Annotated in this window: 21 protein-coding genes; 2 read left to right on the top strand and 19 right to left on the bottom strand. The window is 63.1% G+C overall.

The window, feature by feature from the left end; all coding sequences use genetic code 11:
- Positions 1-28 precede the first annotated feature (28 nt).
- From nusB to glyA, 8 genes are all read right to left on the bottom strand, one after another.
- Positions 29-523, bottom strand: coding sequence for a transcription antitermination factor NusB (nusB, locus tag C515_RS0105940; RefSeq protein ID WP_028454794.1), 495 nt, complete (start codon positions 521-523; stop codon positions 29-31).
- Positions 520-993, bottom strand: coding sequence for a 6,7-dimethyl-8-ribityllumazine synthase (gene ribH, locus C515_RS0105935; RefSeq protein WP_043648342.1), 474 nt, complete (start codon positions 991-993; stop codon positions 520-522). Before ribH ends, nusB begins: the two co-directional genes overlap by 4 nt.
- A gap of 73 nt (positions 994-1066) precedes the next feature.
- On the bottom strand, positions 1067-2167 hold the full coding sequence (ribBA, locus tag C515_RS0105930) for a bifunctional 3,4-dihydroxy-2-butanone-4-phosphate synthase/GTP cyclohydrolase II (protein ID WP_028454792.1): 1101 nt from the start codon (positions 2165-2167) through the stop codon (positions 1067-1069).
- A complete protein-coding gene (locus C515_RS0105925; RefSeq protein ID WP_028454791.1) occupies positions 2164-2775 on the bottom strand; it encodes a riboflavin synthase in 612 nt (203 codons plus the stop codon). The genes ribBA and C515_RS0105925 overlap by 4 nt, the downstream gene beginning before the upstream one ends.
- Positions 2776-2779: 4 nt before the next feature.
- Positions 2780-2977, bottom strand: a complete 198-nt coding sequence (locus tag C515_RS19755; RefSeq protein ID WP_043648339.1) for a YfgJ family double zinc ribbon protein — start codon at positions 2975-2977, stop codon at positions 2780-2782.
- Positions 2974-4116: a bifunctional diaminohydroxyphosphoribosylaminopyrimidine deaminase/5-amino-6-(5-phosphoribosylamino)uracil reductase RibD gene (gene ribD, locus C515_RS0105915; protein WP_043648337.1), complete on the bottom strand. Its 1143-nt coding sequence runs from the start codon at positions 4114-4116 to the stop codon at positions 2974-2976. The genes C515_RS19755 and ribD overlap by 4 nt, the downstream gene beginning before the upstream one ends.
- Positions 4117-4121: 5 nt before the next feature.
- On the bottom strand, positions 4122-4574 hold the full coding sequence (gene nrdR, locus C515_RS0105910) for a transcriptional regulator NrdR (RefSeq protein ID WP_028454789.1): 453 nt from the start codon (positions 4572-4574) through the stop codon (positions 4122-4124).
- Between the two features lie 143 nt (positions 4575-4717).
- Positions 4718-5965: a serine hydroxymethyltransferase gene (gene glyA / locus C515_RS0105905; RefSeq protein ID WP_028454788.1), complete on the bottom strand. Its 1248-nt coding sequence runs from the start codon at positions 5963-5965 to the stop codon at positions 4718-4720.
- Between the two features lie 166 nt (positions 5966-6131).
- Here glyA and C515_RS0105900 point away from each other — a divergent pair, with 166 nt between their 5' ends.
- Positions 6132-6614 carry a hypothetical protein gene (locus C515_RS0105900; RefSeq protein ID WP_144290365.1) on the top strand — a complete coding sequence of 161 codons (483 nt, stop codon included), beginning with the start codon at positions 6132-6134 and terminating at the stop codon, positions 6612-6614.
- Positions 6615-6646: 32 nt separating this feature from the next.
- On the opposite strand, the gene C515_RS0105895 is transcribed toward C515_RS0105900, so the two are convergent.
- The 7 genes from C515_RS0105895 to C515_RS19750 all read right to left on the bottom strand — a co-directional run bounded on the left by C515_RS0105895 (position 6647) and on the right by C515_RS19750 (position 13724).
- Positions 6647-8284, bottom strand: coding sequence for a hypothetical protein (locus tag C515_RS0105895; RefSeq protein WP_028454786.1), 1638 nt, complete (start codon positions 8282-8284; stop codon positions 6647-6649).
- Between the two features lie 192 nt (positions 8285-8476).
- Positions 8477-9517 (bottom strand): GMP reductase, encoded by a 1041-nt coding sequence (locus C515_RS0105890; protein WP_028454785.1) that lies wholly within the window; start codon positions 9515-9517, stop codon positions 8477-8479.
- A 203-nt stretch (positions 9518-9720) separates the two neighbouring features.
- Positions 9721-10275: a hypoxanthine-guanine phosphoribosyltransferase gene (locus C515_RS0105885; RefSeq protein WP_028454784.1), complete on the bottom strand. Its 555-nt coding sequence runs from the start codon at positions 10273-10275 to the stop codon at positions 9721-9723.
- Between the two features lie 91 nt (positions 10276-10366).
- Complete coding sequence (locus C515_RS0105880; RefSeq protein WP_051304678.1) at positions 10367-10933, bottom strand: adenine phosphoribosyltransferase; 567 nt, start codon at positions 10931-10933, stop codon at positions 10367-10369.
- Between the two features lie 85 nt (positions 10934-11018).
- The gene (locus C515_RS0105875) at positions 11019-12329 is read right to left on the bottom strand and encodes an NCS2 family permease (protein ID WP_028454782.1); all 1311 of its coding nucleotides are present in this window, start codon (positions 12327-12329) and stop codon (positions 11019-11021) included.
- 51 nt (positions 12330-12380) lie between these two features.
- Positions 12381-12953, bottom strand: a complete 573-nt coding sequence (locus tag C515_RS0105870) for a TMEM165/GDT1 family protein (RefSeq protein ID WP_028454781.1) — start codon at positions 12951-12953, stop codon at positions 12381-12383.
- A 255-nt stretch (positions 12954-13208) separates the two neighbouring features.
- The gene (locus tag C515_RS19750) at positions 13209-13724 is read right to left on the bottom strand and encodes a low molecular weight protein-tyrosine-phosphatase (RefSeq protein ID WP_043648334.1); all 516 of its coding nucleotides are present in this window, start codon (positions 13722-13724) and stop codon (positions 13209-13211) included.
- A gap of 184 nt (positions 13725-13908) precedes the next feature.
- Here C515_RS19750 and C515_RS0105860 point away from each other — a divergent pair, with 184 nt between their 5' ends.
- Positions 13909-14157, top strand: a complete 249-nt coding sequence (locus tag C515_RS0105860; protein ID WP_028454780.1) for a hypothetical protein — start codon at positions 13909-13911, stop codon at positions 14155-14157.
- 207 nt (positions 14158-14364) lie between these two features.
- On the opposite strand, the gene C515_RS0105850 is transcribed toward C515_RS0105860, so the two are convergent.
- From C515_RS0105850 to C515_RS19735, 4 genes are all read right to left on the bottom strand, one after another.
- Positions 14365-14709: a hypothetical protein gene (locus tag C515_RS0105850; RefSeq protein ID WP_043648329.1), complete on the bottom strand. Its 345-nt coding sequence runs from the start codon at positions 14707-14709 to the stop codon at positions 14365-14367.
- Positions 14710-14711: 2 nt separating this feature from the next.
- Positions 14712-14861: a hypothetical protein gene (locus C515_RS23990; protein ID WP_158380785.1), complete on the bottom strand. Its 150-nt coding sequence runs from the start codon at positions 14859-14861 to the stop codon at positions 14712-14714.
- 75 nt (positions 14862-14936) lie between these two features.
- Positions 14937-15452: a lysozyme gene (locus C515_RS19740; RefSeq protein ID WP_051304677.1), complete on the bottom strand. Its 516-nt coding sequence runs from the start codon at positions 15450-15452 to the stop codon at positions 14937-14939.
- Positions 15449-15679 carry a hypothetical protein gene (locus tag C515_RS19735; protein ID WP_043648326.1) on the bottom strand — a complete coding sequence of 77 codons (231 nt, stop codon included), beginning with the start codon at positions 15677-15679 and terminating at the stop codon, positions 15449-15451. Before C515_RS19735 ends, C515_RS19740 begins: the two co-directional genes overlap by 4 nt.
- Positions 15680-15874 lie beyond the last annotated feature (195 nt).

Below are 15874 nucleotides of genomic sequence, written 5' to 3'. Positions count from 1 at the left end.
GACCTGCCGCAAGGCAGACGCAAATGCGTCAGCCGCGCGGCTTGCGCGTGCGCAGATTGACGAACTCTTCCTCGCGCACATGACTGGCGAGGCGATCGAGCACGCCATTGACGAACTTGTGGCCGTCGACACCGCCGAAGGTCTTGGCCAGCTCGATGGCTTCGTTGATGATGACCGGATACGGCGTTTCGGGCATGTGCACGATTTCGAAACCGGCGACCAGCAGTACGGCGCACTCGACCGGGCTGACCTCGTCCATCGGGCGGTCAACGTGTGGCTTCAGCAGCGCTTTCAGGCCTTCGGCCTCCTTGATCGCGCCAAACAGTGCGGTTTTCAGGAGCGCAGCGTCGGCACGACCGTAGCTGGTGCTGCTGTCGTTCAGAAAACGGTCGATGCTGTGTGCGGTTTCGCCGGTCAGCAGCCACTGGTAAACGCCCTGCACGGCAAATTCGCGGGCGCGGCGACGCGCGGATTTCGGCTTGGGTGCCGGCGCCTGTGCCGGGGTTTGGGCTTGTTCGCTCATGCTTGCAGCGCCTTGTGCAGATTGGCCATTTCCACGGCAACGCGGGCGGCGTCGCGCCCCTTTTCGAGCATGCGCACTTCGGCCTGCTCGTCGGTTTCGGTGGTCAGCACCGCATTGGCGACCGGAATCGCGCAATCAAGGCCGACCCGGGTGATGCCGGCGCCGGATTCATTGGCAACCAGCTCGAAGTGGTAAGTTTCGCCACGGATCACCGCGCCCAGCGCAACCAGCGCGTCATAGCGGCCGCTTTCGGCCAGCGTCTGCAGCACCAGCGGGATTTCCAGCGCGCCGGGAACGCTCATCAGCAGCACATTCTCCGGCGTCACGCCCAGCGCTGCCAGCTCGGCGAGGCAGGCATCGCGCAGGCCTTCGCAGACCGGGGTATTGAAACGCGCCATCACTACGGCGATGCGCAGCGCCGAACCATCAAGGTTCGGTGCAATCGTCGGCACTTTGCTAGCAAAAGTCATGCTTTTTCCTTCTTGGTGGCCTGCGCGGCGCGCAGGCTGTCATTCAATCGTTGTTCGGTCCGGCCGCGCGGAATCAGGCCGACGGCGCCACGAAGCCGGTCACTTCCAGCCCGAAGCCGGCCATGCTCGGCATCTTGCGCGAGGGGCTCATGATCTGCATCTTGCCCACCCCCAGGTGGCGCAGCATCTGCGCGCCAATCCCGTAGGTGCGCATGTCCCATTTGCGCGGCGCTTCCAGCGCCAGCTCGGGCAGGGCGCGCGCCAGCAGGTCGTCGCCGGTCTCAGAACGGTGCAGCAGCACCATCACGCCACAGCCGGCGGCGGCAATCGCTTCGAGCGCGGGCTGCACCCCCCAGGAATGCTGGCTGCGACCAAGGTCCAGCCAGTCCATCACCGACAGCGGCTCGTGCACGCGCACCAGGGTATCGCTCTGCGGCTCAGGCGTGCCCTTGACCAGCGCCAGATGGGTGGCATGGTTCATCCTGTCGCGAAAGGCCACCAGCTCGAATTCGCCGGCTACGGTGCTGACGGTGCGCCGCCCCATGCATTCGATCAGTGTTTCGGTGCGGCTGCGGTAATGGATCAGGTCGGCAATCGTGCCGATCTTCAGATTGTGCTCGGCCGCGAATTCCAGCAGCTGCGGCAGACGCGACATGGTGCCGTCGTCGTTCATGATTTCGCAGATGACGGACGCCGGGCTGAGCCCGGCCAGCGCGGCCAGATCGCAGCCGGCCTCGGTATGCCCCGCGCGCACCAGCACCCCGCCAGGCTGGGCCTGGATGGGAAACACGTGGCCGGGCGAAACCAGATCGCTGGCCCTGGCATCCATCGCCACCGCCTTGTGGATGGTCAGCGCACGGTCGTGCGCGGAAATGCCGGTCGACACGCCCTCGGCGGCTTCGATCGACGCGGTGAAATTGGTACCGAAGGACGAGGCGTTCTGCTTCACCATCGGCGCCAGTCCCAGCTGCTTGCAGCGGTCGGCAGTCAGCGTCAGGCAGATCAGGCCGCGTCCGTACTTGGCCATGAAGTTGATCGCCTCCGGCGTGACGAAGTCGGCGGCCAGCACCAGATCGCCTTCGTTTTCGCGATCTTCCTCGTCGACGAGCACGACCATGCGGCCGGCGCGCAGCTCGGCGACGATGTCCTGAACCGGGGAAATGCTTGCACTCATGCCGTCTGCTCCAGGCTGACCATGCGCTCGACATAGCGGGCGATCAGGTCGATTTCGAGGTTCACGCGGTCGCCGGGCTGGATGTCACCCAGTGTCGTCACCGCCAGCGTATGCGGAATCAGATTGATCGAAAACTCGCAGCCGTTCGCCACGTCACGCACGAAATTCGTCGTCAGCGACACGCCATTGACGACCACCGAGCCCTTGACTGCCAGAAAGCGTGCCAGCTCTCTGGGCGCACGCACGACCAGTTCGCGGTTTTCGCCCACCGCATCGAAGCTCACGACCTCACCAACACCGTCAACATGGCCGGAAACCAGGTGGCCGCCAAGCATGTCGCCCAGGCGCATGGCCTTTTCCAGATTGACGCGCTGCCCCTGGCGATCCAGGCCGACCGTGCAGCGCAGCGATTCGTCGGACACATCAATGCGGTAGCCGCCGGCGAACAGCTCGATCACCGTCATGCACGCGCCATTGTGCGCGATGCTGTCGCCCAGCTGCACATCCGACAGATCCAGATCCGGTGCAGCCACGGTCAGGCGCACGCCGCCGGGGAAAGGGTTGACTTCGGCAATGCGGCCAACGGCCTGCACGATTCCTGTGAACATGGTTTCAATCTCCCTGGCCGGGATCAGCCGGCTTGTCATCGCTTGTCGGGCCCCGGGTAAGGGCAGCCTGGGCCAGCACACGCTTGCCCGATTTCAGTTCATTGCAGTGCGGACAAAAATACTGTGTTGCCCCGCAGGCCTTCATCACGTCCAGCGGCTTGCCGCAGTCGGGGCATGGCAGCGGTGTTTGCACATCACTCATCGCAGCGTCTCCAGCGTAAGGGGATCGGTAAACAGCAGGCGCGTGCGCAGATCGTCGCCGAGCATGCGCCGCTCGGCCACCCGTGGCCGCAGCGCCTGCACCATCGAGTCGAGCGACAGCTCGGCCAGGCCGCGCGCCGGATCGCCCAGCAGCAGCGGCGCCTGGTAATGCAGCAATTCATCGACCAGCCCCGCGCGCAGCAGACTGCCGGCCAGCGTGGCGCCGGCCTCGACAGTGACCTCATTACAGCCGCGCGCGCCCAGCTCGGCCAGCAGTGCCGGCACATCGATGCGACCACTGGCCGCGGGCAGATGCAGCAGCTCGGCGCCAGCGGCGCGCAAGGCCTGCTGCCGCGCTGCATCACCACTGACCGTGACGATCAGGACACCCGGCGTCGCGAACAGCGCGGCACCGGGCGGTGTGCGCAGCGCGCTGTCGAGCACCACGCGCAGCGGCTGGCGCTCGACCGGACCAGACCAGTCAGCAAGGTCGCGCACGGTCAGCTGCGGATCGTCGGCCAGCACGGTGCCGATGCCGGTCAGCATGGCGCACGAACGCGCGCGCCAGCGTTGCACATCGGCACGTGCGGCCGGGCCGGTGATCCATTTCGATTCGCCGCTCGGCAAGGCCGTTCTGCCGTCCAGGCTGCTGGCCAGCTTCAGCCGCAGCCAGGGACGACCGCGCGTCATGCGCGAAATGAAGCCGCTATTGAGTTCGTGCGCCTGCGCTTCGAGCAACCCACTGGCCACCGCGATGCCGGCTGCCGCCAGCCGCGCCAGTCCGCGACCGGCGACCTGCGGATTCGGGTCCTGCATGGCGGCGATCACCCTGCTCACGCCGGCGGCAAGCAGCGCATCGGCGCACGGCGGCGTGCGGCCATGGTGGCTGCAGGGCTCCAGCGTCACATAGGCGGTCGCGCCACGCGCGGCTTCGCCCGCCTGACGCAAGGCATGTACCTCGGCGTGAGCTTCGCCGGCACGCACGTGCCAGCCCTCGCCCACGACGACGCCGTCGCGGACAATCACGCAACCCACGCGCGGATTAGGCGTGGTGGTATAAAGCCCCAACCCAGCAAGAGCAAGGGCTTGCTGCATATACCCATGGTCTTGCGCGGTAAAGGCGGTGTGTTGCAGCGGCATCCGGATCAATCCCGGCTGACTTCGCGAATCACGTCGCGGAAATCATCGACGTCGGAGAAGGAGCGGTAGACCGAGGCAAAGCGGATGTAGGCGACCTTGTCGAGCTTGGCCAGCTCGCTGATGACCATCTCGCCGATCTGACGGCTGAGGATTTCGCGGTCGCCAATCGAGAGCACCTTCTGGATGATGCGGCCGATCGCCTCGTCGACGAGTTGCGTCGGCACCGGGCGCTTGTGCAGCGCCCGCTGGAAACTGGTACGGATCTTGTCGCGGTCGAATTCCGCGCGCTGGCCGTTCTGCTTGACGACCTGCGGCAGACGCACCTCGGCGGTTTCGAAGGTGGTAAAGCGCTTGTCGCACACCGTGCAGCGGCGGCGACGGCGTACCGCATCGCCCTCTTCGGACACGCGGGAATCGACAACCTGGGTATCGGGCGAACCGCAGAATGGGCACTTCATGGGGATGACGCTCCCGGACAAAGATCGATCAAAGAACAGATGGGGTTTGTACCGCCATTGCACAAGCTGCGCAACGCAGAAAAACCAAAAGGGTGAGCCGCAAGGCTCACCCTTCACGCAGCCGGCCTATGGCCGGGCCGCAATTACGCGCCGTAAACCGGGAAACGCGCGGTCAGCGCCTTCACCTTCTCGGCCACCGCAGCCAGATTGGCTTCGTCTTCCGGATTTTCCAGCACATCGGCGATCAGGTGCGCCACCTGGATGGCTTCCTCTTCCTTGAAGCCGCGGGTGGTGATCGCCGGAGCGCCGATGCGGATGCCCGAAGTGACGAAGGGGCTTTCCGGATCGTTCGGGATGGCGTTCTTGTTGACCGTGATGTGCGCCTTGCCCAGCGCCGCGTCAGCCGCCTTGCCGGTCAGGCCCTTGGGACGCAGGTCAACCAGGAACACGTGGCTTTCGGTTCGGCCGGAAATGATGCGCAGACCGCGCTCGGCCAGGGTCTTGGCCATGGCGGAAGCGTTCAGCAGCACCTGCTTCTGGTAAGCCTTGAATTCCTCGGTCGCGGCTTCCTTGAACGCGACGGCCTTGCCGGCGATCACGTGCATCAGCGGGCCGCCCTGCAGGGTCGGGAACACATTGGAGTTCAGCGACTTCTCGAATTCGGCCTTGGCCAGAATGATGCCGCCACGCGGACCACGCAGGGTCTTGTGGGTGGTCGAGGTCACGAAGTGCGCGTGCGGTACCGGGTTCGGGTAGACACCAGCGGCGATCAGGCCGGCATAGTGCGCCATGTCGACCATGAAGTAGGCACCGACCTTGTCGGCGATTTCACGCATGCGCGCCCAGTCAAAACGCAGGGCGTAAGCGGAAGCACCGCCGATGATCAGCTTCGGCTTCGTTTCCAGCGCCACGCGCTCCATGTCGTCGTAATCGATTTCTTCGTTTTCGTTCAGACCGTAAGCCACGATATTGAACAGCTTGCCCGACAGGTTGGCCGGCGAGCCGTGGGTCAGGTGACCGCCGTGGCCCAGGTTCATGCCCATCACGGTGTCGCCCGGCTTCAGGATCGAGAAGTACACGGCCTGGTTGGCTTGCGAGCCGGAATGCGGCTGCACGTTCGCATACTCTGCGCCGAACAGGGCCTTCACGCGGTCAATGGCCAGCTGTTCGATCACGTCAACGTGTTCACAGCCACCATAGAAACGCTTGCCCGGGTAGCCTTCGGCATACTTGTTGGTCAGCTGGGAGCCTTGTGCTTCCATGACGGCCGGGCTGGTGTAGTTTTCCGAAGCGATCAGCTCGATGTGCTCGTGCTGGCGAACAACTTCGCCTGCCATGGCGGCGGCGAGTTCGGGATCGTATTTTTCGATGGTGACAGATTTGGAGAACATGGCAGGGCTTGTCCGCAGTCAAAAAAATCAAAGCCGGATTCTAGCATGAGCAGGAACATTTCTTGTTTCGCTTCGTTCACGCCTGCATGACGCCACTTCACGGGCTGCACGCGCAGCGAATCCCGTGCGATAATCCGCAATTATTTCAAATAAGTAAGCAAAAACAATGAAAATTGTAATAACTGCCATGCTGCTGGCCACCACCTCGCTGACCGCTGGAGCTGCCGACTCACTACTGACAGCCGATCAGCTGCCATCGCTGATCGAATGCAAGAAATCCTTCCGGGAATACAGCGCAGCCATGTACGCCCTGCCCTCTTCGGATGCGGAGCTGAAGCGCGCAGGCTGGAAAAAACTGCCCAGCAAAAACCCGATGGCTTATGAATATCGCCTCAACAAGCCCATTACGGTGTTCGGACAAAAGACCCAGCATATCGCCTTGACCTCGATCGGCCTGTATGCCGTGCTGGACAAGGATTTCGGGCACTGGAGCGACAGGCTGGAACTGGAAATCGAGCGCAATGGCCCGGCCAGCTTTTACGCCACACGCGTCCTGTCGAAAAAGGACGGTGTCATCCAGATGCTGGCAGCAACCGGACTGGGGCAATACCCCAGCTGGAATCTGGTTGGCTGTGAATACCTGAGCTAAGTGATCGCTGGCCGCGCGCAAGCAGCCGGCCATCATTTCTTGCGCCGAAACACCCGGCCCAGCAGCTGCAGCTTGGCCGGCCAGCGCAGGCGCTGATCGGCGACGCCGTCGAGAAATTCGGACAGCTGGCGGGATTTCACCACCGTCAGCAGCGTCAGCAGAAACACCGGCAGCAACGCCAGCAGGAAAATGCCCAGCTTGGCCCCTGGGCTCTGGCCGGCGTAATCGAAAAGATTCATGCCCAGAAAGCCCGTGACCGTCGTGCCGATCATCCCCAGGATCGTGACCACGGTCAGGCGCACGACGGTATCGGCCTGGCGGCGCAGATCGTCGTTCTCCAGATACTGGTTCATGCCGTGCACCGATTCGCGCACATCGGTAAACAGGCTTTCGGTGTCCAGATGCCGGCGCAGCATCTGGAAGAGCTGGTCGGTCAGCACCTGATTGGAGACTTCGCGAAACCAGTAACGCTGGTTGAAGCGCAGAAAGCCTTCCAGACACTGGCGGATTTCGCGCTTGAAGAGCCGCACCGAAATGTCGTTGCGAATATTGAGCTGCGACATCGCCACCGCCAGGCGGTCACGAAACAGCAGCAGCGAGGCCTTGTGAAAATGCGCCACCATCGTCAGCAGGAAATGCTGGTGACGGAACTGTCCCAGCGCACCGGTACGCGGGTCGGAGAAAAACGCATTGCCGTGCATGCCGACCAGCACGAAGGCGTGGCCATTGCACATCATGCGCGTCGAGGTGGCGGGATGCCGGCGCTCGGGCACCCAGAAGCGGTCGTAACAGCAGTTGCGCTCGAATTCCTCGAACACCCTCGGTGAATACGGCAGCGCATCGCCATCGCCCGGCTTGGTCACCATGCCGAGCCGGTAGAAATCTTCTTCACGCAAGGCAAAGGGATCGTCAAACGACAGATAGGCCATCAGCGGCATGCGGTGATATTCCAGCTGCCGGTAGCGGATCGCCCCCTCTTCATCCGAGTGATGCGGCACCAGCGGGTGCAGCAGGAAATCCCAGTGCGCCGCCATGCGCGTCGAACGGAATTCACCCACATGCGCGAGAAAAGCCTTGCGGTCTTCATAATCCGATTCGCACAGCACCGCGCCATCCGCCCCCAGCCACTCGACGCGTGTCGGACAATTGGTGGCGTGCTCCTCCTCATCCCACTGCGCCGGAAAGGCCCGCCCCAGACGGAACATGGTGTCCTGCACCCGCCGCATGGGCAGATCGTCAGCCATGATCTCGAAGGCCAGAATCGCCACATCGATGTCGAAGAAGAAATACAGATCGATGTGCGCCACGCGAAAATCAGCCCGCGCGCCATCCTTGTAGCTCATGCGCACCGTCCTGATGTCGGTGCGGCGAAACACGTGCATCGGCGAGCGTCCCCAGGATGCCGCATCGGCCACCTCGGTAATCCCCTCGCCATACAGAAAGCGCTGCACATAGGGCAGAAAGGTGACGAACTCGCGGTAATGCCGCTCCTGGAACTCCTCGGGCGGGCAATCGAATTCGGTGCTGCGCGCCTCCCATGGCGAAGCGCTTTTGCTCACCGCCTGCTGCATCAGCTCCCACTGCCGCCCCATCTGCCCATGCGCCAGCGGCATCAGCTGCAGCGGCCAGATCAGGATCTGGCGGAAATGGCGAACAAGGGGATCGGACATGGCGGCTACTCCGGCGGGCTTGGCTTACAGCATAGCCGATGGCAAGGGTCTGCAGAAAACCCGCCGCCATTCCGGTAGTGCCCGGCTTGCCAAAACACCGGGCCACCACATCAAATCACAGGGTATACAACCAAAGCCCTTTACCAGAAATGGCAAAAGCCATATACCAACAACTGTATATGCACACCTGCCTCAGCTTCTGCCAAACACCTCATTGATCTGCTGGCTGACGCGGATGAAGGTGGTGCGCTTGGACAATTCCTTCAGGTGGCGGGCGCCGACGTAGGTGCAGGCGGAGCGGATGCCACCAAGCAGGTCCTGCAGGGTATTGGCAACCGGGCCACAGTAGGGAATCAGCACTTCCTTGCCTTCACTGGCCCGGTACTCGGCGACGCCGCCGGCGTATTTTTCCATCGCCACACGGCTGGACATGCCGTAGAAGCGCTTGAAACGCTCGCCATCGATTTCGACCAGCTCACCTTCGGTTTCATCGTGGCCGGCGAGCATGCCGCCCAGCATCACGAAATCCGCGCCGCCGCCGAAGGCCTTGGCCAGGTCGCCCGGCACCGTGCAGCCGCCGTCGGCGCAGATCAGGCCGCCGAGGCCGTGCGCGGCGTCGGCGCATTCGATGATGGCCGACAATTGCGGATAGCCGACGCCGGTCATCTTGCGCGTGGTGCACACGCTGCCGGGGCCGATGCCCACTTTCACGATGTCGACGCCGGCGAGAATCAGCTCTTCGGTCATGTCACCCGTCACCACATTGCCGGCCATGATGACGAGCTGCGGATACGCCGCGCGCACCTTCTTCACGAAGGCGACAAACTGCTCGGAATAGCCGTTGGCGACGTCGATGCACACGTATTCGACGGCGCCGGGCGCGCGCGCCATCACGTCCTGGAATTTGGCATAGTCCGCCGCACCGATGCCCATGCTGTAGAAGGCATTGCTCTTGACCGGCAAGCCGCCGAAGAACGCCACCAGTTCGTCAGCCGGATAGTGCTTGTGCAGCGCCACCGACAGTTGCTGATCGGCCAAGGCGCGCGCCATGGCCATGGTACCCACGGTATCCATATTGGCGGCGATCAGCGGGATGCCCTGATACTGCTTGCCGGAGTGCACAAACACGTATTCGCGGCGGATGTCGACCTCACTGCGCGAGCCCAGCGTGCTGCGCTTGGGGCGGATCAGCACATCCTTGAAGTCCAACCTGATTTCCTGCTCGATATGCATGGGGTATTCCTCTACAGCCTTTATGGATGATTGGCTGCAGAGCAATACATGGCAATGCATGGTTTTCGGCAGCCAGACGTGACAACAGCCACCGGCGAACGTCGCAAGGTGGCTGTGTTCATTGGCAGACTACGCCCTGGCTCCCGCTCTGGCGAGGCACAATTCACGCTTTGCTGATCTGCGGCAAGCGCGAGCAGCGTAGTTTACAAGCCCTTCACCGCGTAGATGGCCAGCGTGTTGCGCCAGTAGCCCTGGTAATCCATGCCGCAGCCGAACAGGAAGCGGTCTTCGACCTGCATGCCGACGAAATCGGCCTGCACGCCCTCGGCCTTGCGGTCGTGCTTCTTGTCGATCAGCACGGCCACCAGGACTTCCGCTGCGCCCTGCTGCTGGCAGTATTCAATGATGGCGGCCAGCGTGTGACCCTCGTCGAGGATGTCGTCGACGATGACCACGCTGCGGCCCTTCATGTCTTCGCGCGGCTTGACCTTCCAGTCGAGCACGCCGCCGCTGGTTTCCTTGCGATAGCGCGTGGCATGCAGATAGGACATTTCCAGCGGAAAGCGCAGGCGCGGCAGCAAATGGCCGGCGACAATCAGCCCGCCATTGAGCACCGTGTAAACGATGGGGTTGCGGTCGGCCAGGCGCTCGGTCATGGCACGGCCCATCGCATCGAGCGCGGCCAGCACTTCGGCTTCATCGTGCAGGCAGTCGGCGTTATCGAGAATGGTGCGGGCTTCGGGCAATTCCATGGTCATGGCCATATCCTTTCGTGGACGGTATAAGTGTTTTTACAGATGTTGCAACAGTCGGGAGCGCCAGCGCCTGGCCAGAACCCGCAGAAAATGCTCAGTGACCGGCAAAATCGCAGACGGTAAAGAGTTCGATGCCCTGCTCGCGCACCAGCCGGGAGCCGCCCAGTTCGGGCAGATCGACAATGGCGGCGGCCTCGACCACCTCGGCACCGATGCGCTGCAAGAGCTTCGCGGCGGCGATCATCGTGCCGCCAGTAGCGACCAGGTCATCGATCAGCAGCACGCGCTGGCCGGGCCGGCAGGCGTCGCTGTGCAGCTCAACCGTCGCCGAGCCGTATTCCAGCTCGTATTCTTCGGCAACGGTGCTGAAGGGCAGCTTGCCCTTTTTGCGCACCGGCACAAAACCCAGGTTCAGCTCGTAGGCCACCACGGCGCCCAGGATGAAGCCGCGCGCGTCGACACCGGCCACCAGATCGAGCTGCTGATCCATGTAGCGGTGGACAAAGATATCCACCAGTACCCGGAAGGTTTTCTTGTCCTGCAAGAGCGGCGTGATGTCACGAAACTGCACGCCGGGCAAGGGCCAGTCCGGCACGGTGCGAATCCGCGAACGGATGTACTCGGCATAAGGCGGTTCGGTGATCATGGCGCTGGGCTTCATGGGCGTTCATCCCGTCAGGCCGGGCGGGAGGCGGCAGGCGTGTTGCCCGGCCGGCCCTCCAGAGCCCGGATGTGGTGGAGTCGTATTAGTGGAAAAACGCGAACTTGACCACCCACAGCGCGGCAATGATCACCACGGCGGGACTCAGGTCGCGCCAGCGGCCGGCCAGCGCCTTGATCACCACATAGCTGATGAAACCGAAGGCAATGCCGTCGGCAATCGAGAAGGTGAAGGGCATGGCGAAGGCCGTCATCACGGCCGGCGCGGATTCGGTCAGGTCGTCCCATTCGATCTCGGCCAGGCCGCGCGTCATCAGAACGGCGACATAGCACAGCGCCGGTGCGGTGGCGTACGGCGGTACCGAACCCGCCAGCGGCGAGAGGAACAGCGCCAGCAGGAACAAGCCTGCCACCACCACGGCGGTCAGGCCGGTGCGCCCGCCCACGGCGGTGCCGGCTGCGGATTCGATATAGGCAGTGGTCGAGGAGGTACCCATGGCCGCGCCAGCGGTAATGGCGACCGAATCCGCCAGCAGCGCCTTTTTCAGGCGCGGCAGCTTGCCATCCTTGTCCAGGAGGCCCGCACGGTGCGATACACCGACCAGGGTGCCGGTGGTATCGAACAGGTCGACAAAGAAAAACACGAAAATCACGCCCAGCAGCGCACCATTGAATACCCCGGCCGGGCTCAGCAATGCGGAGAAATCCATTTGCAGGAAGGTCGGCGCCATCGACGGAATCGGCGCAAACACGCCGTTGAATTTCTGCAGTCCGAAGGCGATGGCCAGCACGGTCACGGTCAGCACGCCGATGATGATCGAACCGGTGACCTTGCGGTATTCCAGCGCGACGATCAGGAAAAAGCCGAAAATCGCCAGCAGCACCTTCGGGTCGGCCAGATTGCCCAGCGTCACCAGCGTGGCCGGATGGTCAACGACAACACCCGCACTTTTCAGGCCGATGATGGCGAGGAACATGCCGACGCCGGCGGAAATGGCCAGCTTCAGCGAATGCGGGATCGCATTCACCAGCGCCTCGCGCACCTTGAAGAGGCTGACGATGAGAAAGACGATGCCGGAAATGAACACCGCACCCAGCGCAGTCTGCCAGCTCATGCCCATGCCCATCACCACCGTAAAGGTGAAATAGGCGTTGAGCCCCATGCCGGGCGCCAGCGCGATCGGGTAGTTCGCCACGAGGCCCATGATGGCCGTGCCCAGCGCGGCGGCCAGGCAGGTCGCCACAAAGACCGAATTGAAATCCATGCCGGTCTTGGACAGGATGTCCGGGTTGACGAAGATGATGTAGGCCATCGTCAGGAAAGTGGTAAAGCCGGCGAGCACTTCGGTGCGCACGTCGGTACCGTGTTCCTTCAGTTTGAAAAACGTTTCGAGCATGTCGCTCCCCCTCTTCCGAAGTACTGCCTTTGTTGTAAATTCGATGGGATGTCAGGTCAGCTGCCCGACGTTGAAAATCGCCAGCAGACCCAGCAGCGCAAACACGGCGGCAGCGACAAAGCGCACCAGGCGCAGATGGTGCAGGTGACTGGCAATCCACTTGCCGAGCCACACGGCCGGCACATTGGCGATCATCATGCCGATGGTGGTGCCCAGCACCACTTGCCACAGCGGCTGGTACTTGATCGCCAGCGCCACGGTGGCGACCTGCGTCTTGTCGCCCATTTCGGCGATGAAAAACGCGACGAGCGTGGCGACAAACGCGCCATAGGGCTTGATCGGGGCTTCGTCGTCGTCCATCTCATCGGGAATCAGCGCCCAGGCGGCAATCGCCAGAAAGCCGATGCCGATGATCCAGCGCAGCAGATCGGGATTGAGCATGCCGGCGACCAGCTGGCCCAGCCAGCCGGCCAGCGCGTGATTGAGGACGGTCGCACAGAAGATGCCGAGCACGATGGGCCAGGGACGGCGAAAGCGCGCGGCGAGAATGAGAGCCAGCAGTTGGGTCTTGTCGCCGATTTCGGCAACGGCGACCACGCCGGTCGAGACGAGAAGTGCGTCCATGTTTGAGGTACTCCGGGGCGGGCGTTGAACACGAGGCGCACGACCACGCCCCACCCCGGAAACGCGGCTGCACGCCTCGGGTCTGGTCAGGCCGGAAAACCGGCTGGCCGCACCATGCAGGCTGGAAAACAGGCTGCAAGTCTGTTGATGCGGCCCCCGCTGTGAACTGCGGGCGACTACTCCCCCGAAGGGCAAAAGCCGGAGGATACCCGCAGCCCGCCACGCTGCCAACTGCGGCTATCCCGCATCGCGGCCTCACCCGCCGCGCCGCGCCTGCTCGCACTGCGCCAGCTGCTCGCGCGCATGCTCGAGAATCGCCGCGCAGGCGTCCTCGACCATGTCGAGCACCTGCTCGAAACCCTCGGCGCCGCCGTAATAGGGATCGGGCACTTCATCGATGCGGTGCCGGCGCGCAAAGCTCATGAACATCTGCAGGCGCGGCAATTCGTCCGCCGGGCAATGGCGGCGCAGTACGGCCATGTGGCTGTTGTCCATCGCCAGGATCAGGTCGAAGCGGCTGAAATCGGCAGGATGGATCTGCCGCGCCACCAGCGCGGAAAGGTCGTAGCCGCGCTTCCTGGCGTGCTGCTGGGCCCGGCGGTCCGGCGCCTCGCCGACGTGATAGTCGTAGGTGCCGGCCGAATCGACCTCGATGGCGTGCGCCAGGCCAGCATCGGCCACCAGCTTGCGCAGCACACCGTCGGCAGTCGGGCTGCGGCAGATGTTGCCGGTGCAGACAAAAAGCACCGAGTAAATTCCTTTATTATTCATTGACTTACCCCGTTTTTTCGGCAAGAAAATCAGGTACAAAAACGTAAAATCACGCCTATATAAATCAACATGTTATCAGCGAATAAGTGACACGCCCTGTTTAAGCGCAAACCGTAAGACGCTTCCGTGTTCCTATTTGCCGGGCTCTGCGATGCTTGGACCATCTTCACATGGATGTGAGCCCATGCTGCTCTGGCGCAACCCGGAAAACGGACGCTACTACGCCGCCATTCTCGGCCGCGACCCGTTCGACGGCCTTCCCCTGCTCTACCTCTACAAAGGCGGCCAGATCGTTGACCACCCGGCAGAGGTAGAGCGCCCCGCGTCCTTCCTCACGCGCCTGCGCGAACTGCGCAAGCTGCGCCGCCAACACGGCTACATCCTCACCTTTTCCCCACACCAATCCAAGCTTACCGACACCCCGCCGCCCTAGCCCGCTCATCGCGCGCCCACTGCTTTGCGTCGTTGAGGTCCAGCAGCAGCACCCGCGCAGCCTCCACAGGGCCGGGATACTCGCCGTTGCCCCAGCGCCAAGCCGGCTCGTCCACGACCGGGCCAAGGCATGGCGCGGACACCGGGCGATCAATGACTTGCGGGCTGCTGGCGCACCCGACCAGCAACAGACACAGCAGCACAGCCCTCATTGTGCGCCCCACATCTTCTCGAGCAGTTCATCGCAGTTTGCCGCCGGCACGCGCTTGATCTGGTCTGCCCGGCGCTGCGCCTCCCGGCGCCAGCTGTCGGCATCCATGCGGGCGCGTTCACCGGCAGCGGAGGCGGCAGATGCCGCGGCTGACTGAGCGCGGATTTCGCCACTCTGCTTTTCCAGCGCCAACTCAAGCGTGTGTTTGTCCTTGATCAGCTGCCGCTGCTCGACCGCGTGACTTGCATCCTTCTGCCAGCCGCGAACCAGCCAGGCGCCAGCCGCCCCCAGCGCAGCGCTGGCGACCAGTGCGCCAGCAGCAATGTAGATGCGGGGATCCATGTTCACCACCAGCGAATCACATACAACAGCGGGGTGGCCGCCAGCATGAGAATGGCCATGCCGATACACCAGCGCAGCCAAGGTGAGAGATCGGTGTTTAGCTCAAGCCCAGTGCGTGTCATCTTGAACAGTCCTTTGCTATACTTACGCAAGATTCAATCCTTTCCGATTCAAAGGGTTGGAGATAAAAACCCCCGCGCTGCGTCAACAGCCGGGGGTTTTGCTTTTCAGCGCAATTCGGCCACGGCGGCCGGCTGCAGATCGGCGGGCAGCGAGCGCATGCGGCCTTCGCACAGCGCGCGCTCTTCCTTCCGGCGATTGACCAGGCCCTGCACGCGCTGGCCTTTGACGAAAACCCACTTGTCGAGCTCGGCACACGCGCCGGGCCAGTCGCCGGCATTGGCCTTGCGCACCAGCTGCGACTTGCAGGCGGCAGACACGCCGACGTTGTAGGTCCAGCTGGTCAGCGCGGCGAGCTGATGCGCTTCCGCCGGGGCGGTCAGGCAGCGGGTCAGGCCGGCGTAGTGCTCGGCCATGCTTTCCTGTAGCCACTGCTTGCAGGTTTCATCGCTGTAGCGCTGGCCAGTTTTCACCCTGGCACCCGTCTGGCCATAGCAGGCGGTCGGGATGCCTGCCAGGTCGATGTAGGTGGCGTTGCGCTTGCCTTCCCACTTCATCACCAGCGGGGAAGCGAGCGCCAGCGCGGCCAGGGCAAGGGCCGCAGCACCTCGGCGCGCGGTCATGAGCGCCCCCGGAGCGCAGCGCGCAAGGCGCGGGCACGCTCTTTCCAGCGCGGCCAGTGCGTCCAGACGGCGTCAACCATTTGATACAGCAGCCACAACAGCGTGGCGTACTGGATCAGCTCAGGCACGCCGATGCCGGCGTAGAGCGCGCCTGTCACCACCACTGGCGGGGCCGACTTGACCATGCCAGAGGCGACGGCGGCGCCAGATGCGATTTCTTCTTTCATGCGCGGACTCCAGACGCAAAAAAGCCCGCACACGGCGGGCTTGAAAACAAAAAACCCCGCAAAGGCGGGGTTGGGGTAATTTGACAAACATATAGCATGGCGACGCCAGTTTGTCCACGCATTGCGATTTCCTTGCCCATACATGACCGCAGTCTTATATTCCCTATGAATCACAAGGGAATGCGATGACAAAAC

The organism is Chitinilyticum litopenaei DSM 21440, from assembly GCF_000428145.1.
GTDB classification, from domain to species: Bacteria; Pseudomonadota; Gammaproteobacteria; order Burkholderiales; family Chitinibacteraceae; genus Chitinilyticum; species Chitinilyticum litopenaei.
Note: the sequence above shows the minus strand (reverse complement) of the source record. Positions and strands in the feature narration are given on the sequence as shown.